The following is a 23,310-nucleotide window of genomic DNA, read 5'->3' on the forward strand; positions in this document are numbered from 1 at the left end:
GACACATGCACGTCGTCTTCCGCGAAAGCCACGGGCTCGAGGAAACCGAGACCCCAACCGATCTGGGCCAGAGCCCGGCGGATCTGGTGGTGCTGTCCTTTTCGGACAGCGATCTGGGTGCTTTCGCGGCGGGCTGGCATCGTGGTGGCGGACCGGAAGGGCGAATGCCGACCCTGCGGCTGGCGAATTTGACGGCGCTGAAACACCCGTTGTCGGTCGATACCTATGTCGAACAAACGCTCGAGGGCGCCAAGGGCATTCTGATCCGTCTGATCGGCGGGGTGCCCTACTGGGCTTATGGGTTGCAGCAGGTTCTGGCGCTGGCGCAGGCCAAGGGCATCGCGCTGGCGGTGCTGCCCGCTGACGGGCGCGAGGACACGCGGCTGGATGACTATTCCACCCTGCCGGTCTCGACCCTGCGACGTCTGGCGCATCTGTGCGATACCGGCGGCGAGGTCGCGGCACAGGCGGCGCTGGCACAGATGGCTTTGGCGGCGGGGCTTTATGCCGCTCCGGTGATGGGCGCCAAGACCTTGCCCGAATGTGGCACGTGGTGTCCGGATCGCGGCGTAATCCCGGTGGAAACCGCGTTCGAAGGCACGGCCAAACGAATCCTCGTCACCTTTTACCGCGCTTACCTGACCTCGGCAGACACCGCCCCGATCGCCGCCCTGATCCGCAGCCTGCGCGCCCGTGGATACGCGGCGGTGGGCCTGTTTGCCCCGTCTCTCAAGGCGCCCGTGGCTGCCGACTGGTTGCGGGAACAGGTTGTTGCGCTGAACCCATCGGCCATTGTCAACGCCACGTCGTTTTCGGGAAAAGGCGCGTCGGGAACGTCGCCTCTGGACGCGGCAGGCGTGCCGGTGTTTCAGGTCGCTCTCGCCACCTCGCGCCGCAAAGCCTGGGCCCAGGCGGAACGCGGTTTGTCCCCCGCCGATCTTGCCATGCATGTGGTACTGCCCGAGGTGGATGGACGGATCTCAGCAGGAATCGCGTCTTTCAAGGAACCCGGCAAACGCGATCCGCATCTGGAATACGCGCGCTTTGCACATCGGCCCGAACCGGACCGGATCGAAGCGATCATCGACCGTGTATCGGGCTGGCTTGCACTGAACGACAAACCCAAGGCAGATCAGATTCCTGCGTTGGTCCTGTCCACCTATCCCGGCAAAGACTGGCAGATGGCCCATGCGGTTGGCCTCGACGCGCTGGCCTCGGCCGAGGCGATGCTGTCCGATCTTGACGAAGAAGGCTACGACATCGCGACTGGCGAGCCGATTGCCGACACTCTTCTGGACGCACGGATTTCGTGGTCGCTTGGGGATTATCAGGATGCGCTTGCGGAATTGCCCGAGACCCTGCGCGCTGATCTGCACACCGTTTGGGGCGCGCCCGAAGATGATCCGGCCTGTGCCGATGGGGCCTTCCATTTCACCGCGCTTTGGCGCGGCAAGGCGCTGGTCGCGCTGCAACCCGAACGCGGCACGCCCGAGCTGCGGGATGACGACTATCATGACCTCTCGCGCACCCCGCGCCACGGTTATGTCGCCTTCTATCTGTGGCTGCGCAAAGGCTTGGGTGCGGATGCGCTGATCCATATCGGCGCGCATGGAACGCTGGAATGGTTGCCCGGAAAATCGGTCGCCTTGTCAGCCGCTTGCTGGCCCGAGGCGCTGATCGGCGATCTGCCGGTGATCTACCCTTTCATCGTGAACGACCCGGGCGAGGCCGCGCAGGCCAAGCGCCGGATCGGAGCCGTCACGCTGGGCCACATCCCGCCCCCGATGAAGGACAGCGGCACGCCGGATCGGATGGTGCGGCTTGAATCGCTGCTGGATGAGTTTTCCAACGCCGACGGGCTTGACCCCAAACGCCGCGATCGCTTGCAGGAAGATATCCGAGATGAGGCGCAGGCGATAGGGCTGGAAAGCGATCTTGGCCTCGATCAGGCAACCTGCACCGCCGAGGCCATCACCCGCATCGACCGCTTTGTCTGTGACATCAAGGAAAGCCAGTTTGGCGACGGGCTGCACATCTTCGGGCGCGTGCCCGAGGTGACGGGCAGTTTCGATCCGGCTCCTTCGGCCCACGCCGAACGCGACGCGCTGATCAAAGCGCTCGAAGGCAAGCGGATTGATGCCGGGCCTTCAGGGTCCCCCTATCGTGGCCGGTCAGATGTTCTGCCCACCGGGCGGAACCTTTACACCACCGATCCGCGGTCGGTTCCGACCCGTGCGGCCTATGCTCAGGGTGTGAAACTGGCCGAAGAACTGGTGCGGCGCCATCTTCAGGAAGAAGGCGATTACCCGAAGGGGCTGATCGTCGATCTGTGGGGGTCAGCCACCATGCGCACGGCGGGCGAGGAATTCGCCATGGCCCTGCACCTGCTGGGCGTCAAACCCGTGTGGGACAAAGGGTCCGAGAGGGTTTCCGGCATCGAGGTTCTGCCGATTACCGACCTGAGCCGCCCGCGCCTGGACGTGACCTTGCGGGTTTCGGGCCTGTTCCGGGATGTTTTCCCGACGCTGTCCGCCTTGTTTGGCCAAGCGGTTCGCGCATTGGCCGCGCGCGATGAGGCAAGGGATTGGAACCCCTATGCCGGGCAGGAGCCGGCAGCGCGGGTCTATGGACCTGCGCCCGGAAGCTATGGCGTCAATATGACCGAACTTTCCGAAGTGTATACCGACGAGGCCCGTGCGCAGGCCGGTGAAGCGTGGCTTGAGGCCAGCTCTTTTGCATTGGAAGGCGAACACATCTCGCAGGACAAGGACGGCATCACCCAACGCGTTGCAAATGCGGACAGCTTTGTCCACTTGCAGGACCTGACCGAAACCGATCTTCTTCTGGCCAACGATTATGCCACACACGAGGCGGGTTTTGCCGCCGCCAAGAAGATCGCCGGCGGAACCGCGCAGCTGTACCATCTGGACAACACCAACCCCGAAAAACCGCGTGCCCGTACTTTGCGCGAAGAAATCAGCCGAGTCGTCCACGCCCGTGCCGCCAACCCCGGCTGGATCGCCGGAATGCAACGCCATGGTTTCCGGGGGGCGGCTGAAATCGCGGCAACGCTGGATCATATGGCCTCTTTCGCGCATCTGTCCGGCACGGTCGCACCGCATCTTTTTGACCTCTACCACTATGCCACGCTGGGCAACGAAGAGGTCGACGCGTTCCTGCAAGAGGCCAACCCCGAAGCGCGCCAGGCCATGCAGGACCGGTTTCGCGCGCTTCTTGAGGCCGGGCTTTGGAACACGCGCCGGAACTCTATCCGGGCTGATTTGGAGGAATTGAGATGAGTGCACCAATTGTTCAGGGCTGGTGCCCGGGCGCCCATCGTCCGATGATTTCCGGTGACGGTCTGGTCGTCAGGGTCAGGCCCCGGCTGGCGCGTCTGGACGCCGATCAGGCACTGGGACTGTGCGATCTGGCTGACCGCTTTGGCAACGGCTCGATCGATTTGACCAATCGCGCCAATCTGCAATTGCGGGGCGTGGAAGAGGAAGACCATCAGCCTCTGCTCAAAGAGCTTGCCGCGCTGAACCTGCTGGATGCGGAACCCGGTATCGAAATACGCCGCAATATTCTGGTTACACCGCTCTATCAGGCGGGCGATTTGACTGCTCGACTGACCCATGAACTGATTGACCGGCTTGCGGAGCTGCCGGCCCTGCCGGCAAAGTTCGGCTTTGCAATCGACACCGGCCCCGAACGTCTGCTGGCGTCGGATTCGGCCGATATTCGCCTGGAATCCGGTGCAGGCAGCCTGATCCTGCGCGCTGACGGGTGCGCAACCGGGCGGAGCGTGACCGAGACCGACGCCATTGATCACGTGATCGCGCTGGCAATGTGGTTTGCCGAAACCTACACACCCGAGACACGCCGCATGGCGCGTGTCATCGACGCCCTGCCGCAGGAATGGCAGGGATGTGCGCCCGGTTCTGTTGGCGCAAAGCTTCAACCGGGCCGCTGTGAACTGGGTGCCCTGTACGGCGCGGCTTTTGGGTCGCTGCCTGCGCGCAAGCTGTATGACCTGATCGAGGACAGCGGTGCTTGCGCCCTGCGCGTCACCCCGTGGCGGCTGATCCTGCTGGAAGGCGGGGCGGCGATACCTGCCCCGGCCTTTGTCGAAGATGGAACCGATCCGTTGATGACCACCGACGCCTGCCCCGGCGCACCGTTCTGCCCGCAGGCGCAGGCCGAGACGCGCGACATCGCCCGGGCGTTGGCTTCGCGGGTGTCCGGACGCCTCCATGTTTCAGGCTGTAGCAAGGGATGCGCTCGCATGGGTCCTGCCGACATCACATTGGTGGGCGCAAACGGACGATTTGATCTTGTCAAACAGGGCCGCGCAGGGGATGAGCCCAGCCAACGCGGGCTCGACCCGGAAACACTCATGACTATGGACTTCACCTGATGCCCTATACATACGAAACCGATGGCGCGGCGATCTACAAGGAAAGCTTTGCCACCATCCGGTCCGAGGCTGATCTGGCCCGTTTTGATGCCGATGAAGAGCAGGTTGCCGTTCGCATGATCCACGCCGCGGGCATGGTCGGACTGGAAGAGTTCGTGCATTTCTCGCCCGGCTTCGTGCAGACGGCCCGCACTGCTTTGGAAAATGGCGCACCGATCCTGTGTGATGCGCGCATGGTCAGCGAAGGTGTCACCCGTTTCCGCCTGCCCGCCGACAACCAAGTGATCTGTACCCTGCATGATGAACGCGTACGCCCGCTGGCCGCCGAGATGAGCAACACCCGTTCCGCCGCTGCGCTGGAGCTGTGGCGGCCGCATCTGGAGGGTGCGCTGGTCGCCATCGGCAATGCGCCCACCGCACTGTTCCATTTGCTGAACATGCTGGAAGACCCGGATTGCCCGCGCCCTGCCGCGATTATCGGCTGCCCGGTTGGCTTTGTCGGCGCGGTGGAATCCAAGGATGCGCTGTGGCAGGCGCAACCGGTGCCATCCTGCATCGTCAAAGGTCGTCTGGGCGGCAGCGCCATCTCGGTGGCGGCCATCAACGCCATCGCAAGCCGGGCAGAATGAAGATGGGCACCATATATGGTGTGGGCCTTGGCCCCGGCGATCCGGATTTGATGAGCGTCAGGGCTGATCGCCTGCTGCGCAATGCAAAGCATGTGGCGTATTTCCGCAAACCCGGTCGCAGTGGTCAGGCGCGCAAGATCGTTAACGGGATGATCCCCGAAGGCGCGGTCGAGTTTCCGATGGAATATCCCGTAACCACCGAGATCCCAGTGACAGACCCGCGTTACAACGAATTGCTGGCAGCATTCTACGAAGACTGCACAAGGCATCTCAAGGCCCTGTCAGAACGGGGTGAGGACGTGGTTGTTCTGTGCGAGGGCGATCCCTTCTTCTATGGCTCGTTCATGCACCTTTACAGCCGACTGCGCCAAGACGCGCCGGTTGAAGTTGTACCCGCCATTACCGGCATGTCCGGAGCCTGGACCGCGACCGGAGACCCGATCACCTGGGGTGATGATGTGCTGACCGTGCTTGTTGGCACCCTGCCCGAAGACACGCTGGCGGAACGCATGGCTCTGACCGATGCGTTGGTCGTGATGAAAATCGGACGCAACATCGACAAGGTGAAGCGCGCTCTGAAGACCGCTGGCCTGTATGACCGGGCGTGGATCGTGGAATATGCGCAGATGCCGAACCAGACGGTGACAAAGCTGTCCGAAGCCTGCGAGAAGATCACCCCGTATTTCTCGATCATCGTCGTGCACGGTCAGGGGCGGCGACCATGAGCGGCTGGGTCAAGATTGCCGGTCTGGGGCCGGGTGACGAGGCGCTTGTTACACCAGAAGTAACAGCCGCGCTGGCCGAAGCCACCGATGTTGTGGGCTATATCCCATATGTAGCGCGTATTGCCGAACGCCCCGGCCTTACACTGCATGCCAGTGACAACCGAGTCGAAATTGACCGCTCGCAACACGCGCTGCAAATGGCTGCCGATGGCAAACGGGTGGTCGTTGTATCCTCGGGCGATCCCGGCGTGTTTGCCATGGCGGCGGCCGTTTTCGAAGCACTGGAAAACGGCCCTGCGGAATGGCGTGGCCTTCAGATCGATGTGCTGCCGGGGATCACGGCGATGTTGGCTGCATCCGCGCGCGCGGGCGCCCCGATGGGGCATGATTTCTGCGCCATCAACCTCAGCGACAACCTCAAACCATGGTCATTGATCGAAAAACGCCTGCGCCTTGCTGCACAGGCGGATTTCTCGATGGCCTTTTACAATCCGCGCTCGAAGTCTCGCCCGGAAGGCTTTGTAAAAACGCTGGAAATCCTGCGTGAAGAGTGTGAGCCCGAACGTCTGATCCTGTTCGCCCGCGCCGTATCGCGGGCCGATGAAGAGATGCGTATTTCGACACTGGCCGAAGCCACGCCCGACATGGCGGATATGCAGACCGTGGTGATCGTGGGGTCATCCCGAACGCGCGTCATCGAGCGCGATGGCGCACCCATCGTTTACACCCCTCGCTTCACCCCTGATAAGGATCAGGGATGAGACAGCCAGTCCAGAACCTGTGCGACCTGCGAAAACTCGGTCCGCTTCGGCAGAACCGGGCGGTCGATCATCAGCACGGGAAGGCCCAGCGCCCGCGCCGCGTCCAGCTTGGCGCGCGCGCCCGTGCCGCCAGCGTTCTTGGACACGACCAGCTGCGTCCCATGGCGCTGCATCAACGCCCGGTCGTCGGCTTCGGTAAACGGCCCTCGGGCGACGACCACCTCTGCGTTCGGCAAGGGCAAAGTGTCGGGCTCATCCACAAGGCGCAGCAGGTAACTGTGTTGAGGTTGGGTCGAAAAATCTTCAAGATGCATGCGGCCAACGGCAAGGAAGACACGCTGAGCATCGCCGGACAATGCGTCGACGGCGGCAGCGATGTCGGGCACGTGACGCCAGACATCGCCGGGCTGCGACACCCAGGCCGCGCGGGTCAATGCGGCCAATGGCGTCCGCGTCGCGGTGCATGCCTCGATCGCGTTCCGGCTCATCCGGGCCGCAAATGGATGGGTCGCGTCCACGACATGGGTGATGGCGTTCTCATGGATATAGGCGGCCAGACCTTCCGGACCGCCGAAACCGCCAACCCTTACCGGCAAGGGCCGCGGACGCGGGTTTTCCACCCGTCCAGCGTAGGAATACACAGCCGCAATCCCTTGTTGCGAAACAGCTTTGGCCAGCGCGTTGGCCTCGGTCGTGCCGCCAAGGATCAGGAGGGTTGTCATGTCTGAATCTCCGTGGCTGACCGTTCTGGGACTGGGCGAAGATGGGTTTGATGGCCTGTCGCCAACCAGCCGTCAAGTGCTGGACCGGGCCGAAGTGATCATGGGGCCGCCGCGCCACCTGTCGTTGCTGCCCGAAACAGGGGCGGAACGTGTCGAATGGCCCGTGCCGTTCTCGGAAGGGCTGCCGATCCTGAAGGGATTGCGTGGCCGCCAGACGGTTGTTCTGGCCTCGGGCGATCCGTTCTGGTTTGGCGCGGGTTCGGTCATTGCGCGCAATTTCGATGCCGGTGAATGGACCGCCCTGCCCGGCCAATCCACCTTCTCGCTGGCCGCTGCCCGGCTCGGCTGGCCTTTGGAAAGCACCCTGACCTTCGGCCTGCACGCCGCGCCGCTGACCCGTTTGCGTCCTCATCTGGCGCCGGGAGCGCACGCGATCTTGTTGCTGCGTGACGGAAAGTCCGTGGCGGAACTGGCACGGTATCTGACCGAGACAGGCTTTGCCGACTCGGCCCTGCATGTGATGCAGGCGCTTGGCGGTCCGCGCGAAAACACCAGAACAGTCACGCTGACCGAGGCGCTGTTGGGCACGTTCGACCATCCGGTTTGCGTCGGTCTGGAGGTTTCCGGTGCAGGACCTGCCCTTTCCAAGGCGTCTGGCAAACCGGACCACATCTTCGAGACGGACGGTCAGATCACCAAACGCCCGATCCGCGCGCTGACACTCTCGGCGCTTGCTCCGCAACGGGGCGAACACTTGTGGGATATCGGAGGGGGCACCGGTTCGATCAGCATCGAATGGCTGATGTGCGATGCGACCCTGACCGCGACCAGCATTGAACCCCGTGCTGACAGGGCTGAGCGCATTCGTCGGAATGCCGATGCATTGGGTCAGGATCGGCTGAATGTCATCCATGGCACCGCGCCCGCTGCACTGGATGGGTTGGAACTGCCCGACGTGGTGTTCATCGGAGGGGGGCTTGATCCAGACCTGCTGCACTGGCTGCACCAGAACCTGCCGTCCGGAACCCGCCTGGTTGCCAATGCCGTGACTTTGGAAAGCGAGGCCACATTGGCCCAGTGGCATGAGAAACTGGGCGGAGAGCTTCTGCGGATCGAACTCGCTCAGTCGGCGCCGCTTGGACCGCGCCGCGGCTGGAAATCCGCCTATCCGGTCGTGCAGTGGAGCGTGACGCTATGATCGTTGCCGGTTTGGGATTCTCGTCCGCTGCCACGGTTGCCAGCTTGCGCGCCGCATTTGACACGGCGGCCGCAAACCACGATGTCGCCGCCCTGGCAACCGTTGCCGACAAGGAAGGTCATTCGGTCCTGACGACCTTTGCCGAAGAACTGTCGCTTCCCCTGCATTTCGTTGCCGCCGCCGATCTGGCCGGTCAACGTACACTCACCTGCTCGAACCGCAGCCGCGCAACCTATGGCACCGGAAGCGTGGCCGAAGCATCCGCATTGGCCGCCGCCGGAAAGCTTTTTGGCCCGGGCGCGCGGCTGCTTTCACCCAGACAGATTTCAGGCGACCGGCTGGCGACCTGCGCCATAGCCATCGGAGGACAGACATGACCGTTCATTTCATCGGCGCCGGACCGGGCGCCGCCGACCTACTGACGCTGCGCGGGCGCGACATCATCGCATCCTGCCCCGTTTGCCTTTATGCGGGTTCCCTGGTTCCGGAAGAAATTCTTGGCCACTGCCCCGAAGGCGCAAGGATCGTGAACACCGCGCCAATGGACCTAGATCAGATCATGGCCGAGATCGAGGCCGCACATCAGGCCGGCCAGGATGTGGCCCGTCTGCATTCGGGCGACCTGTCGGTCTGGTCGGCGATGGGGGAACAGATCCGCCGCCTCAAGGAAATGGGCATCCCGGTCAGCGTAACCCCAGGCGTTCCGTCCTTTGCGGCGGCTGCGGCGGCTTTGGGAACCGAGCTTACTCTGCCCGGGCTGGCGCAATCCGTGGTTCTGACCCGGACGCCGGGCCGTGCATCTTCTATGCCCGAAGGCGAGACGTTGGAGAATTTCGCACGCACAGGGGCGACACTTGCCATTCATCTGTCCATCGGCAATCTGGAAAATGTCATTGCCGATCTGACCCCGGCCTATGGGTCCGATTGTCCGGTCGCCGTGGTCTATCGCGCAAGCTGGCCGGATGAACGGATCATCCGCGCGACGCTGGGAACGCTCAAAGAGGCGCGGGATGACAGCATCTCGCGGACTGCGTTGATCATGGTCGGTCCGGCCCTGGCGGGCGAAGGTTTCGACGAAAGCTGCCTGTATTCGAAAGATTACGACCGCCGCTATCGCCCACAAAGCGCCGAGAGCCCCTGGTCAAGCTGGAGCCATGGTGATGATTAACCCTCCGGGCCTTCTGATTTCCGCCCCGTCTTCGGGCACGGGCAAGACAACGGTCATGCTGGGCCTGTTGCGCGCTCTGGCCGAGGATGGCCTGACCGTTCAACCGTTCAAGAGCGGACCGGACTATATCGACCCCGCCTTCCACCGAGCCGCGTCTGGGCGGGCTTCGTTCAATCTTGACAGCTGGGCGATGGGCGATCCTTTGTTGAACACGATCTCCGCGCAGGCCGAAGGCGCTGACATCGTGGTGGCAGAAGGTTCGATGGGCCTTTTCGATGGCGTGGCCAAGCCGGGTGAGTTGGGTCATGGGTCCAGCGCCGAGACCGCTGCACGGATGGGTTGGCCGGTTGTGTTGGTGCTGGATGTCGGCGGCCAGGCGCAATCTGCGGCGGCAACCGCGCTGGGGTTCAGGATGTACAACCCCGATCTGCCCTTTGCCGGCGTCATTCTAAACCGCTGTGCCAGCCCCCGGCACGAGCGCCTGACCCGGATGGGGATGGAACGCGCCGGCCTGCCGGTTCTGGGTGTGCTTCCGCGCCGAGGCGATCTGACCCTACCCGAGCGGCATCTGGGGTTGATCCAGGCCGTCGAACACCCGGATCTGGAAAGCGCCATTGTGGGCTATGCCGCATTTCTGCGCGAACATGTGGATCTCGAGGCGATCAAACGGGCGGCTTCCTCAGGCCCCATTGGGCCATCGTCAGACGCGCTGCCGCGCCCTCCAGCCCAGCGGATTGCATTGGCACGGGATGCGGCTTTTTCTTTTACATATCCACATTTGCTGGAAGGCTGGCGCGCCGCCGGGGCCGAAATCCTACCCTTCTCGCCACTGGCTAATGAAGCCCCGGCGGCGGATGCCGATCTGGTCTGGCTTCCCGGCGGATATCCTGAACTGCATGCCGGGACATTGGCTGCTGCCCAAACCTTCCTCGCGGGTCTGCGCAAGCACGCGGAAACAAGGCCTGTGCATGGCGAGTGCGGTGGATACATGGCGCTGGGTCATGCGCTGATCGACAAGGATGGCGTGCGGCATGAAATGGCTGGCCTGCTGGGGCTGGTGACGTCGTACCAAAAACGCAAATTCAACCTAGGCTATCGCAAGGCCGAACTTTTGGCCCCGATGCCGGGATTTGCGCGGAATGCAGCGCTGCGCGGGCACGAGTTCCACTATTCCTCGATCGTGGATCAGCCTGACCCGCCGCTGGCCCGTGTGTTTGATGCCGAAGGCGCAGAGGGACCTCAGACCGGCTCTGTTCGCGGCAATGTCACAGGTACGTTCTTTCACCTGATTGCGGAGGCAACTGCATGAGCGGATTTGTCTCTTTCATCGGCTCGGGCCCCGGCGATCCGGAACTGCTGACGCTGAAGGCCGTCGACAGGATGAAAAAAGCCGATGCGATTTTGTTTGATGACCTCAGCAGCGGGCCGATTCTGAGCCACGCGCGCGAGGACGCCGATCTTGTGGGCGTGGGCAAACGGGCAGGTCGCCCCTCGCCCAAACAGGACCATGTCAGCAGGTTGCTAGTGGACTACGCCCAGACCGGCCAACATGTCGTGCGGCTGAAATCCGGCGATGGCGGCATGTTCGGGCGGCTTGAAGAAGAGCTTGTTGCCATTCGTGATGCGGGCATTGAATTCGAGATCATCCCCGGCGTACCGTCTGCGGTGGCTGCCGCTGCTGCTGCAGGCATCCCGCTGACGCGTCGTCTGACCGCACGGCGGGTGCAGTTCGTGACGGGACATGACGTCAGTGGCGCGTTGCCGGACGACCTGAACCTGACAGCCTTGGCCGATTCTCAGGCTACCACTGTCGTATTCATGGGTAAACGTACTTTCCCGCTTCTGGCAGAAGCACTGCATTCACACGGCCTGCCTTTGGATACGCCTGCTTTGATGGCTGAATCTGTTTCGACCCCGGATCAGAAGCTGACGCGCGCCACCATCGGTGCCCTGGCCGAACAGCTGAAATCCGAGATCGGCACGGCTCCGGCCTTGATCCTTTACGGGCCGCTGGCGGAGTTCGAAGATGATTAACCTGAGCCTGATTGGCATCGGCACCGGCAACCCGGATCACGTGACCTTTCAGGGGGCGCAGGCGATCCGGTCGGCCGATCTGATTCTGATCCCCCGCAAGGGCGAAAACAAGGCCGATCTGGCCGGGCTGCGTGAGGACATCATTGATCGGGTAACCGAGACACCGCCAAGGATAGCCTATTTTGACATCCCAAGGCGCCGGGCGGATGACGGCTATCTGCGTGGCGTGGACGAATGGCACGACGCCATTGCGCTGCGCTGGCAAGAGGCGATCGAGGCCCACCCGGAGGCGCAGAACATTGCGCTGCTGATTTGGGGCGACCCGTCCCTGTATGACAGTTCGCTGCGCATTGCGGCGCGGCTGGACCCCAAGCCCAACACCAGGGTGATCCCGGGCATCACGGCCTTGCAGGCTTTGACCGCGGCTCATGCGATCCCGATCAATGACCTGGGCGCACCCTATGTCGTGACCACCGGGCGTCGTATCCGGAAGGAAGGCTGGCCTGAAACCGCTTCGAAAGTCGCCGTCATGCTGGACGGGGAATGTTCGTTCCAGTCCCTCAGAATGTCAGAGTATGACATCTGGTGGGGGGCCTATGTGGGCATGAAAGAAGAACTGCTGATCAGCGGCCCTTTGGATCAAGTCGCGCAGCGGATCCTTGACACGCGCGCCCGCGCCCGAGCCGACCATGGCTGGATCATGGATATCTACTTGCTGAAGAAACGCGACGTGCAGCAGCGCGCGGCGAACACGGATTCGTGACTGCGCAGAACTCTCAAGTCTGGCACACAGGTCAGAGCAAGATACCGGAGACGCGTTGATGAAAGCCTTCATTCCCCTGCTCTGCCTGATCGCGTTGCCTCTGTGGGCTCAGGATGCGCCCGAGGGCTGGGCCGTATACCCAACCCAGAAACCGTATGCAGAACTGGTTGACGCAACCAAAGCCGCGATCAAGGAAAACGGGCTGATCGTCGTGACTCAGGCGGGCCCGACCAAAGCGGCGGCAGCACGTGGGATATCGATTCCCGGAAATCGCGTGATCGGCGCTTTCAACAATGACTACGCCGTGCGGGTTCTGGAAACCTCGGTCCACGCGATGATCGAGGCCCCGATCCGGTTTTACGTTACCGAGAACAAAGACGGGACGGCGAACCTGTTGTATAAAACCCCCAGTTTCGTCTTTGCGCCCTACGTCTCGGAAGGTGGGCAGAACCTGATGGATATTGCGGCCGAACTTGACTCGACGTTTCAATCGATCGCTGAACGCGCAGTCAAATAGTCACACTGGCGTGAACCGCCTTGCGTCCGGGAACGTCCTCCGCAATCTGCTTGAAACGGTTTTATCGGAGCATGACTGATGCAAGACCCCTCGCCCCGCGCTGCGGATATTCTGGCCCAACGCCTTTATGAAGCGGGGTGCCGAAACGCATTCGGGATGCCGGGGGGCGAGGTCCTGACGCTGGTCGATGCGCTGGAAAAGGCTGGGATCACCTTTCATCTGACCAAGCACGAAAACTCTGCCGGGTTCATGGCCGAGGCCGTTCATCATCGCGACGGTGCACCTGCGATTCTGGTCGCCACTCTGGGTCCGGGCGCAATGAACGGGATCAATGTCGTGGCGAACGCTTTGCAGGATCGCGTGCCGATGGTTGTTCTGACCGGATGCGTCGATGCGGACGAAGCGTTGACCTATACCCATCAGGTCATGGATCACAGCCGGGTTTATCGCTCGATCACCAAAGGCACTTATACGCTGACAGCCAAAGGCGCGGATATCATTGCCGACAAGGTGGTGTCACTGGCCATGCAGCCACGACCCGGCCCGGTTCATATCGATGTCCCGATCTCGGTTGCCGACACGCCTGTAGCCGGCATGAAACGCCGCCGGCTGGCCAAGGTCGCGCCGGTCAGCCCCGGTGGTGAATGCCTTGAGAAGGCCCGCCGCTGGGTGGCCGAGGCCGAACGCCCCATCGCCATCATCGGCCTGGATGTCCTCTATGACGACTCGCGCAGTGTCGTGCAGGCGTTCCTGGAGCATTTTGGCATTCCTTTCGTAACGACCTACAAGGCCAAAGGCGTCGTGCCCGAGGATCACGCGCTTTGTCTGGGCGGCGCGGGGCTGTCGCCGCTGGCTGACAAGCATCTTGTGCCTCTGATCGAACAATCGGATCTGGTATTGTGCCTGGGATATGACCCGATCGAAATGCGCCCCGGCTGGCGTGAGATCTGGGATCCGGAAGAAAAGCGCGTCATCGATATCTCTGCCGTGGTCAACGACCACTACATGCATCAGGCTGGATTGAACCTTGTTGCCCACACGGGCGAGACATTGGAGGCAATAGCCAAAGGCAACCCGGCCCGTGAAACATGGCCGGGCAACGAACCCGAGCAGGTCAAAGCCGCGCTGGCAAAGGCCTTCCCCACCGATGAAAGCTGGGGGCCCGCTGCCGTCATTGCCGAAACCCGCGCTGTCCTGCCGCCTGAAACACTGGCCACGGCCGACAGCGGTGCACACCGCATTCTGCTGAGCCAGATGTGGGCGTGCAGCGAAGAACGCGGGCTGATACAGTCCTCGGCGTTGTGCACGATGGGATGTGCCCTACCCATGGCCATTGGCCTGAAACTGGCCGAACCCGACCGCCCGGTGATCAGCTTCTCGGGGGATGCGGGGTTCCTGATGGTTGCGGGCGAGTTGTCGACAGCGGCTGAAATGGGCGGCAACCCGATTTTTCTGGTCTTCGTGGATGCCAGCCTTGCCCTGATCGAGCTGAAACAACGCCAGCGACAGATGCGCAACACGGGCGTGGATTTCGGCCATCATGATTTTGCCGCCATGGGCCGGGCCTTTGGCGGCAATGGCCATACGGTTCGCAACAGGGCAGAGTTGCTCGCCGCACTGGAAGCTGCTGTAAAGGCTGATACATTTACGGTGATTGCTGCTGAAGTTGAGCGTGGAGGCTATGATGACCGCATCTGATGGCCCGTTGAAGGGTGTCAAGGTTCTGGACCTTAGCCGGATCCTGGCAGGCCCAACATGCACACAGCTTCTGGGCGATCTGGGCGCAAGCGTCATCAAGATCGAAAACCCGGCAACCGGGGGCGATGACACGCGGCAATGGGGCCCGCCCTACGTGAGCGATGCCGAGGGCGACCGCTCGGATCTGAGCGCCTATTTCATGTCTGCCAACCGCAACAAGAAATCCGTCGCGCTGGATATCTCCTCGGCCGAGGGTCAGGCGGAAATCAGACGCTTGGCGTCACATGCGGACATCCTGATCGAGAACTTCAAACCGGGCGGGCTGGCCAAATACGGGCTGGACTATGCCACCCTGTCGCAAGAGTTTCCAAGCCTCGTATACTGTTCAATCTCGGGCTACGGCCAAACCGGCCCGAATGCCAGCAAGCCTGGCTATGACCTGATGGCGCAGGGCTATGGCGGGATCATGTCGCTGACCGGCGACCCCGACGGCGCGCCCATGAAGGTGGGTGTTGGCATCGCCGACGTGATGTGCGGAATGTATGCAACCGTGGGTATCCTGGCCGCGCTGCGCCACCGCGACTTGACCGGCGAGGGCCAGCAGATCGATCTGGCGCTGGTGGATTCTCAGATCGCCTGGCTGATCAATGAAGGCGTCAACTATCTGACGTCAGGCAACGTTCCGCAAAGACGCGGAAACGGGCACCCCAACATCGTCCCTTATGACGTCTACGAAACCGCCGATGGGCACGTGATTCTCGCGGTTGGAAATGACGGCCAGTTCAGAAAACTCTGCAACTTCATCAATGCTCCTGAACTGGCAGACGATCCGAGATTCGCGACCAACCCGGCCCGATTGGAGCATCGTGACGCACTGAATTCGATTCTTCGCCCCGCTGTGAAGGCGCTGGACACCCAGACCGTCATTTCCGGTCTGGAGGCTGTCAAAGTGCCCGTCGGCCCGGTGCAGACGCTGGATCAGGTGTTCAACACGGAACAAGTGGCCGCAAGACAGATGCAGATTGCCATGCAGGCCCAGCCGGGTCAGGTCAACCTGATCGGGAATCCTCTGAACCTGTCTCGGACACCTGTAACATATCGTAACGCCCCGCCGGTCTGTGGGGCCGATACTGAGGCTGTTCTGAACTCCGAAAACCCGTTCGAGGATTGAAATACTTGCACATTTAGGCGGCAAGTCGCTGAAACATGCCCTTGAATCGGCGGTTTTTTTCATCTTTTTCGCACACGTCATTTCACCAATTCGAGAGCAGCGTCGATACTGTTACGTCCCTCTCGCACACTCTGGTACATCGAACAGTGTCAAATATCGCAATCAGATTGGACCCAAGTATGAAACAAGACGTTTTCGGACAGATGAACACCCTGACCCAGCCGGCGGCAGTCGAAGCGTGGAATGGTGTTCTGCTTGGGTTCATGGCTCATGCCGCTGTCACGCCGCAGCACTTGGGCAAAGTGCTGGAACTCGAGCCCGACTTCGCGCTGGGTCAAGCGGTCAAAGGTCTGTTCATGGCGCTGCTTGGGCGGCGCGAGATGATGGCGGTTGCTGTCGAAGCGCTGGCTGCTGCCAACGCGGCGATGGAACGTCAACCTGCAACTGAACGCGAACGTCTCTACGTGGATGCGCTGGCCCTTTATCTGGCCGGACAACAGGCACAGGCGGTTCAGAAATTCGAAGCGATTCTGCGTGACCATCCGCAGGACACTCTGGCGATGAAACTAAGCCATGCGACCCGCTTCGTTCTGGGTGATGCAAACGGAATGCGCCGCTCGATCGAGCGGGTGATGCCCGCTTATGAGCCGGACCACCCCGGGCGCGGCTATCTGCTGGGCTGTCATTCCTTCGCGCTGGAAGAAACAGGCGCTTATGAAAAAGCCGAAATCGCGGGCCGTCAGGCGCTGTGGATGGTGTCCGATGATGCCTGGGGCCTGCACGCGGTGGCCCATGTCCATGAGATGACGGGCAATGCGCAGCTGGGCCTAGACTGGCTGGCCGGGCGCGAGGCGGCCTGGGCCCACTGCAACAACTTCCGGTACCACGTGTGGTGGCACAAGGCGCTGATGCATCTGGATCTGGGTCAGGTCGATCAGGTGATGGAACTGTATGACAACCATATCCGCAAGGACAAAACCGACGATTATCGTGACATCTCGAACGGTACTTCGCTGCTGATGCGGCTTGAACTTGAGGGCGTGAATGTCGGAAATCGCTGGGAAGAGCTGGCTGATATAAGTGCAGCGCGTACTGAAGACGGCTGCCTGATCTTTGCCGATCTGCACTATCTGCTGGCACTGACCGGTGACAATCGCGCCGATGCCACGGCCAAGATGCTGAACCGCATGAACAAGGATGCGGCCCGCGCCGACGACGACGCCACCCGCCGCATGGCAGACCCAGGTATCGCTGCGGCCATGGGCCTGGAGGCCTTTGGTGACGGCCATTATGGAACGGCGTTTGATCATCTGCTGGCGGCGCGCGATTCCATGCAACTGGCCGGTGGCAGCCACGCGCAACGTGATGTATTTGAACGCATTACCATTGATTCCGGCCTGCGCGCTGGTCGCCTGGACGCGGTGGAACGCATTCTGGATGACCGTCGCGCCAAGCGCGCCGGGGGCGAAGACAATTATGCCATCGCGCGTCGCGCCCTGATCGACGCGGCCCGCGACAGCGGTGACGTCCAAAGCGTCCCCGCCGAATAACAAGAAGACCAAGAAGGACAGAAAACGTATGGCGACCATATCGCCCGCTTCTGATTTTGTACCCGCTGCGGCCCCGGCCGCAGCCCCTGCCAGTGCGCGTGACCCGCGTCTGGATTTCTATCGCGGCATCGCGATGTTCATCATCCTGATCGCCCATATCCCCAACGACCCCTGGGCCAAGTGGATCCCCGCGCGCTTCGGCTATTCCGACGCGACCGAGATTTTCGTGTTCTGTTCGGGCATGGCCTCGGCCATCGCCTTTGGCGGGGCATTTCTGCGCAAGGGATGGTGGATGGGCACCGCCCGAGTGGCCTACCGCATCTGGCAGGTCTATTGGGCGCATATTGCCCTGTTCTTCTTTGTTGCAATGACAATGGCCGCGTTGGATCAGACCGGCGCGTTCGAGAAGACCTATGTCTCGTCGTTGAACCTTCAGCATTTCTTCAATGACCCGGCCCCGCAATTGGTCGGGATTTTCACACTGACCTATGTGCCGAACTACTTCGATATCCTGCCGATGTATCTGGTCGTACTGGCGCTGATGCCGCTTTACATGGCGCTCTACCGCGTCAGTTCCTGGCTGATGGCGGCAGTTTGCGTGGCCATCTGGTTCATCGCCCAAACCGGCGCGCTTGCCCTTCCCGCCGAACCCTGGTCCGAGCGCCAGTGGTTCTTCAACCCCTTCGGATGGCAATTGCTGTTTTTCACCGGCTTCGCCTTCATGCGCGGTTGGATTCCGGCCCCGCCCGTGTCGAAATCCTTGATCTGGGTGGCGATTGCCTTTGTCGTTTTGTCAGCCCCGTTCGGGTCATGGAAAGTCTTCACCTGGATCAACACGGCTGCACCCGAGCTTGGCGCAGTGATCCGCAAGGGCTGGCCCCTGACCGAAGAGCTGCGTGGCAAAACCGAGTTCGGCCTTCTTCGATATGTCCACTTTCTGTCGCTGGCCTATCTGGGATGGGTTGCAGCGGGCGAACACGGCCACCGCCTGATCGCGACGGGTCATGGTGTGGGCGCACGTATCTGGCAATTCCTGCTGGCCGTTATCACCAAGGTCGGCCAGCAATCCCTTGCCGTTTTTGTGTTTTCGATGGCCGCGGCCCGGCTGATCGGCGTCGCGCTGGATCAGGCTGGGCGGGATGTCGCCACTGTTTTTGTCGCCAACATGATTGGGTTTGCGATGATCATCGGCGTTGCCTATCTGGCAGCTTGGTTCAAGTCACAACCCTGGAAGTCGAAGAAATGAATTTTACCCGTCGCGCATTCCTCGTCTCGACGACTGCTTTGGCCTTCGCTCCATCCGCCTATGCGACGGGCGGTGAGACGCCTTTTGACCGCGACTATGTGATCGAAATGGCCCGCGATCTGGCCAGCCGCCCCTATGTGGAACGCGAGATGGTACCGCAGGAATGGCAGGACCTGACCTATCAGCAATACCGTTCCATCCGGTTCCGGCTTGACCGGGCGCTGTGGTATGAAACCGAGACGCCCTTCAACGTGGATTTCTTCACCCCCGGCCTGTATTTCCCGCGCACCGTCAAGGTGGAAACGGTCGAGAACGGCATGACCAAGCCGGTCGCCTTCGATCTGGATATGTTCGACAAGTCCGAAGACGTGCCGCAACTGCCGATCGATGACACGCTGGGCTTCTCGGGCCTGCGCCTGCGCACTGAAATGCACCGCCCCGGCAAGACAGATGAATTCTGCGTCTGGCAGGGGGCCAGCTATTTCCGCGCCATTGGCCTGCACGAGGTTTACGGACTGTCCGCACGGGGTCTGGCGTTGAAAACGGGCGACCCGGATGGCGAGGAATTCCCCGAATTCATCCGTTTCTGGCTGGAGCGTCCCGAACCGGGCCAACGCAACATGGTCGTGCACGCATTGTTGGACAGCCCCAGCGTGACCGGCGCCTATCGTTTCAACGTCACGGCGGGCGCGGATTGCATCATGGATATCGAGGCAACGCTGTTCCCGCGAGAAGACCTGCCCCATGTGGGTATCGCACCGGGAACTTCGATGTTCCTGTTCGACCAGACCAACCACAGCCGGTTCGACGATTTCCGCCCTGCTGTGCACGACAGCGACGGGTTGATGATCCGCAATGGCGCGGGCGAGGTCCTGTGGCGTCCGTTGGCCAATCCGACCCGATTGCAGGTTTCATCCTTCGTCGATACAAACCCGCGCGGGTTTGGTCTGATGCAGCGCAAACGAGAGTTTTCGGACTATGCCGATCTCGAGGCCAATTACCACAAGCGCCCGGGCCTGTGGGTCGAGCCCCAGGAAGACTGGGGCAAAGGCTCGGTCACGCTGGTCGAGATCCCGGCAGATCAGGAAATCTATGACAACATCGTCGCCTATTGGAGGCCCGCTGAACCCTATGCGGCAGGCAGTCAGGTTGATCTGTCCTATCGCCTGATCTGGGGGGAAGAACCCCAGCGCACACCGATGCCGCGCGTGATCAACACCGCGATGGGCGAAAACACCTTTGGCGAAGGCCGGCTGGCCGTCATCGATTTTGAAGACAGCGAGCTGTTCGAGGACCTGGGCGCAATCACTGTCTTTGTGGATTCGCCACATGCGGAAACTTCGGAAGGCGTCTTGCAGCGCAACCCGGATACCGGTGGTCCACGCCTGGCGTTTTCATTCCAGCCCGGCGAACGCAACCATGTCGAGTTGCGCGCGCAATTGTTGAAAGACAAACAGCCCGCCTCGGAAGTCTGGCTGTACCGTTGGACCGCATGAGCCGCGATCTGCATATCATGCCGCCCGAGGCCCCTCTGGCGATGCCGGCGCAGAATTTTGGCGCACGGTTCCGGGATGCCGATGCGCCTTCCAGTCAGCACAAATCAACTGCCGGATTCTGGCGCGCGCTGGCCTTTTCGCCTGCCATGGCCGCCACTCTGGCGTTGCTGTGGGTCATGTGCGACTGGTTCGGCGCGGAAGGCATAAACGTGGTCGAAGCCATCCTTTTGGCTTTGATTTCGTTCAACTTCTTCTGGATTTCCTTCACCGTCTGCACCGTTTTGCTGGGCATGGTGTCGCTGGCGAAACAGGAACGCCCCGAGCGCCGGACCGCGGCGCAACCCCTGCGGGTGGCCCTGCTGACCCCGGTCTACAACGAAGTCCCCTGGAACGTGTTGGGCAATGCCCGCACCATGCTGGAGGATCTTCAGGCGCGCGGCGGCAAACACCACTATGCCATGTTCATTCTGTCGGACACGCGCGATCCCGAGATTGCGGCGCAGGAACAGGCCAGCGTCGAAGCACTGCGCACCACGCTGGCACCCGGGCTCGAGCTGTATTATCGCCGCCGCGAACGGAATACCGACCGCAAAGTCGGCAACATCGCCGACTGGGTCAGCCGTTGGGGCGCGGATTGGGATGCCATGCTGGTGCTGGATGCCGACAGCCTGATGACCGGGCGCGCGATCCATCGCCTGACCGATGCACTGGCATGCGATCCGGGTGCGGGCTTGATTCAAAGTTATCCGCAGCTGATCGGCGCACAGTCGGTCTTTGCCCGGATGCAGCAATTTGCAAATGGTGTCTATGGCATCGCCTTTGCCGAAGGTCTGGCCCGTTGGTGCGGGCAAGAAGGCAACTATTGGGGCCATAACGCGATTATCCGCACCAAGGCCTTTGCCACCAGCGCCGGCCTGCCCAAGCTGCGTTCGTTCAGCGGTCAGGACAAGCTGATCATGAGCCACGATTTCGTCGAGGCCGGCCTGCTGCGCCGCGCCGGATGGGCCGTGCGATTTCTGCCGCGTATTCGCGGGTCATATGAAGAAACACCGCCGACCCTCATCGATCACGCCATGCGGGACCGCCGCTGGTGTCAGGGCAACCTGCAACACCTGAAATTGCTGGGTTCTTCCGGATTCCGTGCCGTATCGCGATTCCACATGTTCCACGGCGCGGTCGGCTATCTGATGTCCCCGTTGTGGTTTGCGCTATTGTTGATGTGGGCGCTGATCGGTCAGGGTCAGGATGCCTCTGTCCTGCATTATTTCAGCCCCGACAATCCTCTGTTCCCGCAATGGCCCGAGATGTCGGAAACCCGTCACGTCCTGATCATTCTGGTCATGTACGCGATGCTGTTGGCCCCCAAGGTTCTGGGCGTTCTAGCCCTGCCGTTGAGCGGTGTACGCTACGCGGATTTCGGTGGCGGGCGCAAATTCCTTGTCTCTTTCCTGGCCGAGGTTCTGCTGTCAATCCTTTACGCTCCGATCCTGATGGTGCAACAGATGATCGCTGTATTCCGTACGGCTTTCGGCATTCAGCGCGGCTGGTCGCCTCAGGCCCGCGACGGTGGCACCTATGGTCTGCGAACGCTGATCCTGTGCCATGCGCTTGAAACCGTCATTGGAGTGGCGCTGAGTGTCGGTATCCTGTCCGGTCTGGTGTCGATCTGGCTGGCCCCGATCGCAATCAGTCTGGCGCTGGCTATCCCGTTGTCAGCGCTCAGCGGTGTCTCGGCAGGTGCCGCGCGCAAGATGGTCGGAATGCGGGAAGACTTCAGCGAACCCGCCATTACCCGGTCAGCACGCCGCTATCGCGATGAACTGAAGCGACTGGTCGAAGGCAAAGGCAACATGACCCCGGCCGAGTGATCAACTGCCGGGAAGCCCTTCGTACCAATCGACTATCATATCGGCCCAGCCCGCGGGAACGGTGTGCCCTCCGGGAAAGAGAGCAAATTCCAGCGCGCTGCCTTCGGCACATGTGGTCCAGCGGCGGCGCATGAAATCCCCCGTCGTGCTGAACCCGGTCGGTTTGTGATCGACACAACCGTTCGCATCGCGCCAGATTTCGAGACCCGCATAGATATCTCCCTGCTGAAAGCGTCCTCCGCCCAGCACACGCCCTTCCAGCGGCACCACATTGTCGGTCCAGCCATGCGTATGGAACATACGGATCGGACCATTGCAGGTTTCAGGGTGCGGGCGCCAGAAACCACCGGACACCGGGACATAGGCCGAAAACGTATCGGGGCTCTCGCACGCCAGATAGTTGACCATGAAGGCTCCGGCGGAAAACCCGCCCAGCAGGACACGGTCAGTGTCGATGCCAAACCGCCGTGCCGCGTCTTGCACCGCTTCGGTCAGAAAGGCGGTTTCGTCCCGCTCACCAAAACCGGGATAGAAATTCCAGCTTTTGGTGCCGCCCCGGTCGGGCCTTTCCAACCCCTCAGGGGCCATCACCGCATAGCCGCGCTCCAGCAGCGGCTCGACCATCCCGCGATTGCGCATCGTGCCCGACCCGCTGCCGCCATACCCATGCAGGAACACCACCATGGGCGCATTGTCCGCGTCGGGCAGTTCGATGTGATAGGCGCCCATGGGAATCTCACAGGTATCCTCTTGTCCGGCACACCCCGCGAAAGCGATTTGCCCGGTCACTGCCAAGGCCAACGCCAGACTGAATTCCCGGATCATCCTGCATCCTCATCATATTTGCGCACCGGCAATCCGGCCCGAACCCATCCCGGCCCTGCGGCCGAACCCAACATACCTTCGGGCACGTCGATCACATTGGTGAATCCAGCTTCGATCAGGCGGTTGCTCAGGCGTGCCGAGCGCACGCCGCGCGCGCAAATCAAGGCCACCGGGGTCGCCGGATCGCCGCCAGCCAATTCTGTCAGTGCTTTGACAAAATCCTCGCGCCGCATGTCCAGCGGCACGGCACCTTCGCCTATGCCCGATGCGCGCCATTCACGCGGCGTGCGGATATCGATCAACAGAACGTTTCCCTTCGAAGCCTGCTCATGGGCCTGGGCAACCGTTATCCGGCCGCCGCCGTGGTCTTCGGGGATCAAACGGTATTCCCTGATCGCAAACCCGCCTGCAATCGCCGCGCATGCGCCGATCAACATCCATCTTCGGGCTCGGTTCACTTTCTCGGCCAAGATTCAGCCTCCTGTTCGCTGAGATTTGTTCTATCACAGATGGTCTGAAACG

General features: G+C 61.7%; 21 protein-coding genes. 18 read left to right on the forward strand and 3 right to left on the reverse strand.

Annotated elements, in window-relative coordinates; genetic code table 11:
- Positions 1-5 precede the first annotated feature (5 nt).
- From cobN to cobJ, 5 genes are read left to right on the forward strand one after another with little or no spacing between them, the layout of a single operon-like run.
- Entirely contained in the window at positions 6-3,299 is a 3,294-nt protein-coding gene (gene cobN / locus GOW04_RS07070) for a cobaltochelatase subunit CobN (protein WP_171231962.1), read from the forward strand.
- On the forward strand, positions 3,296-4,417 hold the full coding sequence (locus tag GOW04_RS07075; protein ID WP_171231963.1) for a cobalamin biosynthesis protein CobG: 1,122 nt from the start codon (positions 3,296-3,298) through the stop codon (positions 4,415-4,417). Before cobN ends, GOW04_RS07075 begins: the two co-directional genes overlap by 4 nt.
- Complete coding sequence (locus GOW04_RS07080; RefSeq protein ID WP_171231964.1) at positions 4,417-5,046, forward strand: precorrin-8X methylmutase; 630 nt, start codon at positions 4,417-4,419, stop codon at positions 5,044-5,046. Before GOW04_RS07075 ends, GOW04_RS07080 begins: the two co-directional genes overlap by 1 nt.
- A complete protein-coding gene (locus tag GOW04_RS07085) occupies positions 5,043-5,771 on the forward strand; it encodes a precorrin-2 C(20)-methyltransferase (protein WP_171206609.1) in 729 nt (242 codons plus the stop codon). The genes GOW04_RS07080 and GOW04_RS07085 overlap by 4 nt, the downstream gene beginning before the upstream one ends.
- On the forward strand, positions 5,768-6,532 hold the full coding sequence (cobJ, locus tag GOW04_RS07090) for a precorrin-3B C(17)-methyltransferase (protein ID WP_171231965.1): 765 nt from the start codon (positions 5,768-5,770) through the stop codon (positions 6,530-6,532). Before GOW04_RS07085 ends, cobJ begins: the two co-directional genes overlap by 4 nt.
- On the opposite strand, the gene GOW04_RS07095 is transcribed toward cobJ, so the two are convergent.
- Positions 6,523-7,254: a cobalt-precorrin-6A reductase gene (locus GOW04_RS07095; RefSeq protein WP_171231966.1), complete on the reverse strand. Its 732-nt coding sequence runs from the start codon at positions 7,252-7,254 to the stop codon at positions 6,523-6,525. The two genes, cobJ and GOW04_RS07095, sit on opposite strands and share 10 nt — an antisense overlap.
- Between GOW04_RS07095 and cbiE the strand changes: the two genes are divergently transcribed.
- From cbiE to mdoH, 13 genes are all read left to right on the forward strand, one after another.
- Entirely contained in the window at positions 7,253-8,452 is a 1,200-nt protein-coding gene (gene cbiE, locus GOW04_RS07100) for a precorrin-6y C5,15-methyltransferase (decarboxylating) subunit CbiE (RefSeq protein ID WP_171231967.1), read from the forward strand. The genes GOW04_RS07095 and cbiE overlap by 2 nt on opposite strands.
- Positions 8,449-8,829 carry a cobalamin biosynthesis protein gene (locus tag GOW04_RS07105; protein ID WP_171231968.1) on the forward strand — a complete coding sequence of 127 codons (381 nt, stop codon included), beginning with the start codon at positions 8,449-8,451 and terminating at the stop codon, positions 8,827-8,829. The genes cbiE and GOW04_RS07105 overlap by 4 nt, the downstream gene beginning before the upstream one ends.
- Positions 8,826-9,620, forward strand: coding sequence for a precorrin-4 C(11)-methyltransferase (gene cobM / locus GOW04_RS07110; RefSeq protein ID WP_171231969.1), 795 nt, complete (start codon positions 8,826-8,828; stop codon positions 9,618-9,620). Before GOW04_RS07105 ends, cobM begins: the two co-directional genes overlap by 4 nt.
- Positions 9,607-10,929 carry a cobyrinate a,c-diamide synthase gene (locus GOW04_RS07115; RefSeq protein WP_171231970.1) on the forward strand — a complete coding sequence of 441 codons (1,323 nt, stop codon included), beginning with the start codon at positions 9,607-9,609 and terminating at the stop codon, positions 10,927-10,929. The genes cobM and GOW04_RS07115 overlap by 14 nt, the downstream gene beginning before the upstream one ends.
- On the forward strand, positions 10,926-11,654 hold the full coding sequence (cobA, locus tag GOW04_RS07120) for a uroporphyrinogen-III C-methyltransferase (protein ID WP_171231971.1): 729 nt from the start codon (positions 10,926-10,928) through the stop codon (positions 11,652-11,654). Before GOW04_RS07115 ends, cobA begins: the two co-directional genes overlap by 4 nt.
- Positions 11,647-12,417, forward strand: coding sequence for a precorrin-6A synthase (deacetylating) (gene cobF / locus GOW04_RS07125; RefSeq protein ID WP_171119446.1), 771 nt, complete (start codon positions 11,647-11,649; stop codon positions 12,415-12,417). The genes cobA and cobF overlap by 8 nt, the downstream gene beginning before the upstream one ends.
- A 58-nt stretch (positions 12,418-12,475) precedes the next feature.
- Positions 12,476-12,934 carry a DUF302 domain-containing protein gene (locus tag GOW04_RS07130; protein ID WP_171231972.1) on the forward strand — a complete coding sequence of 153 codons (459 nt, stop codon included), beginning with the start codon at positions 12,476-12,478 and terminating at the stop codon, positions 12,932-12,934.
- 78 nt (positions 12,935-13,012) lie between these two features.
- Positions 13,013-14,632: a thiamine pyrophosphate-binding protein gene (locus tag GOW04_RS07135; RefSeq protein ID WP_171231973.1), complete on the forward strand. Its 1,620-nt coding sequence runs from the start codon at positions 13,013-13,015 to the stop codon at positions 14,630-14,632.
- A complete protein-coding gene (locus GOW04_RS07140) occupies positions 14,619-15,803 on the forward strand; it encodes a CaiB/BaiF CoA-transferase family protein (RefSeq protein ID WP_171231974.1) in 1,185 nt (394 codons plus the stop codon). Before GOW04_RS07135 ends, GOW04_RS07140 begins: the two co-directional genes overlap by 14 nt.
- A gap of 179 nt (positions 15,804-15,982) precedes the next feature.
- A complete protein-coding gene (locus tag GOW04_RS07145; RefSeq protein WP_171231975.1) occupies positions 15,983-17,353 on the forward strand; it encodes a tetratricopeptide repeat protein in 1,371 nt (456 codons plus the stop codon).
- 28 nt (positions 17,354-17,381) lie between these two features.
- Positions 17,382-18,599 (forward strand): OpgC family protein, encoded by a 1,218-nt coding sequence (locus tag GOW04_RS07150; protein WP_171231976.1) that lies wholly within the window; start codon positions 17,382-17,384, stop codon positions 18,597-18,599.
- A complete protein-coding gene (locus GOW04_RS07155; protein WP_152457446.1) occupies positions 18,596-20,095 on the forward strand; it encodes a glucan biosynthesis protein in 1,500 nt (499 codons plus the stop codon). The genes GOW04_RS07150 and GOW04_RS07155 overlap by 4 nt, the downstream gene beginning before the upstream one ends.
- The gene (mdoH, locus tag GOW04_RS07160; RefSeq protein ID WP_171231977.1) at positions 20,092-21,963 is read left to right on the forward strand and encodes a glucans biosynthesis glucosyltransferase MdoH; all 1,872 of its coding nucleotides are present in this window, start codon (positions 20,092-20,094) and stop codon (positions 21,961-21,963) included. The genes GOW04_RS07155 and mdoH overlap by 4 nt, the downstream gene beginning before the upstream one ends.
- On the opposite strand, the gene GOW04_RS07165 is transcribed toward mdoH, so the two are convergent.
- The gene (locus tag GOW04_RS07165) at positions 21,964-22,788 is read right to left on the reverse strand and encodes a PHB depolymerase family esterase (RefSeq protein WP_171231978.1); all 825 of its coding nucleotides are present in this window, start codon (positions 22,786-22,788) and stop codon (positions 21,964-21,966) included. It lies immediately after the preceding gene.
- Positions 22,785-23,225 carry a rhodanese-like domain-containing protein gene (locus GOW04_RS07170; RefSeq protein WP_171232053.1) on the reverse strand — a complete coding sequence of 147 codons (441 nt, stop codon included), beginning with the start codon at positions 23,223-23,225 and terminating at the stop codon, positions 22,785-22,787. Before GOW04_RS07170 ends, GOW04_RS07165 begins: the two co-directional genes overlap by 4 nt.
- Positions 23,226-23,310 lie beyond the last annotated feature (85 nt).

This window comes from Ruegeria sp. HKCCA4812 (genome assembly GCF_013034245.1).
Classification (GTDB): Bacteria; Pseudomonadota; Alphaproteobacteria; order Rhodobacterales; family Rhodobacteraceae; genus Ruegeria.

Coding starts and splice junctions, on each gene's coding strand:
- cobN (WP_171231962.1), top strand. CDS start 6: ATGCACGTCGTCTTCCGCGAAAGCCACGGGCTCGAGGAAACCGAGACC.
- GOW04_RS07075 (WP_171231963.1), top strand. CDS start 3,296: ATGAGTGCACCAATTGTTCAGGGCTGGTGCCCGGGCGCCCATCGTCCG.
- GOW04_RS07080 (WP_171231964.1), top strand. CDS start 4,417: ATGCCCTATACATACGAAACCGATGGCGCGGCGATCTACAAGGAAAGC.
- GOW04_RS07085 (WP_171206609.1), top strand. CDS start 5,043: ATGAAGATGGGCACCATATATGGTGTGGGCCTTGGCCCCGGCGATCCG.
- cobJ (WP_171231965.1), top strand. CDS start 5,768: ATGAGCGGCTGGGTCAAGATTGCCGGTCTGGGGCCGGGTGACGAGGCG.
- cbiE (WP_171231967.1), top strand. CDS start 7,253: ATGTCTGAATCTCCGTGGCTGACCGTTCTGGGACTGGGCGAAGATGGG.
- GOW04_RS07095 (WP_171231966.1), bottom strand. CDS start 7,254: ATGACAACCCTCCTGATCCTTGGCGGCACGACCGAGGCCAACGCGCTG.
- GOW04_RS07105 (WP_171231968.1), top strand. CDS start 8,449: ATGATCGTTGCCGGTTTGGGATTCTCGTCCGCTGCCACGGTTGCCAGC.
- cobM (WP_171231969.1), top strand. CDS start 8,826: ATGACCGTTCATTTCATCGGCGCCGGACCGGGCGCCGCCGACCTACTG.
- GOW04_RS07115 (WP_171231970.1), top strand. CDS start 9,607: ATGGTGATGATTAACCCTCCGGGCCTTCTGATTTCCGCCCCGTCTTCG.
- cobA (WP_171231971.1), top strand. CDS start 10,926: ATGAGCGGATTTGTCTCTTTCATCGGCTCGGGCCCCGGCGATCCGGAA.
- cobF (WP_171119446.1), top strand. CDS start 11,647: ATGATTAACCTGAGCCTGATTGGCATCGGCACCGGCAACCCGGATCAC.
- GOW04_RS07130 (WP_171231972.1), top strand. CDS start 12,476: ATGAAAGCCTTCATTCCCCTGCTCTGCCTGATCGCGTTGCCTCTGTGG.
- GOW04_RS07135 (WP_171231973.1), top strand. CDS start 13,013: ATGCAAGACCCCTCGCCCCGCGCTGCGGATATTCTGGCCCAACGCCTT.
- GOW04_RS07140 (WP_171231974.1), top strand. CDS start 14,619: ATGACCGCATCTGATGGCCCGTTGAAGGGTGTCAAGGTTCTGGACCTT.
- GOW04_RS07145 (WP_171231975.1), top strand. CDS start 15,983: ATGAAACAAGACGTTTTCGGACAGATGAACACCCTGACCCAGCCGGCG.
- GOW04_RS07150 (WP_171231976.1), top strand. CDS start 17,382: ATGGCGACCATATCGCCCGCTTCTGATTTTGTACCCGCTGCGGCCCCG.
- GOW04_RS07155 (WP_152457446.1), top strand. CDS start 18,596: ATGAATTTTACCCGTCGCGCATTCCTCGTCTCGACGACTGCTTTGGCC.
- mdoH (WP_171231977.1), top strand. CDS start 20,092: ATGAGCCGCGATCTGCATATCATGCCGCCCGAGGCCCCTCTGGCGATG.
- GOW04_RS07165 (WP_171231978.1), bottom strand. CDS start 22,788: ATGATCCGGGAATTCAGTCTGGCGTTGGCCTTGGCAGTGACCGGGCAA.
- GOW04_RS07170 (WP_171232053.1), bottom strand. CDS start 23,225: ATGTTGATCGGCGCATGCGCGGCGATTGCAGGCGGGTTTGCGATCAGG.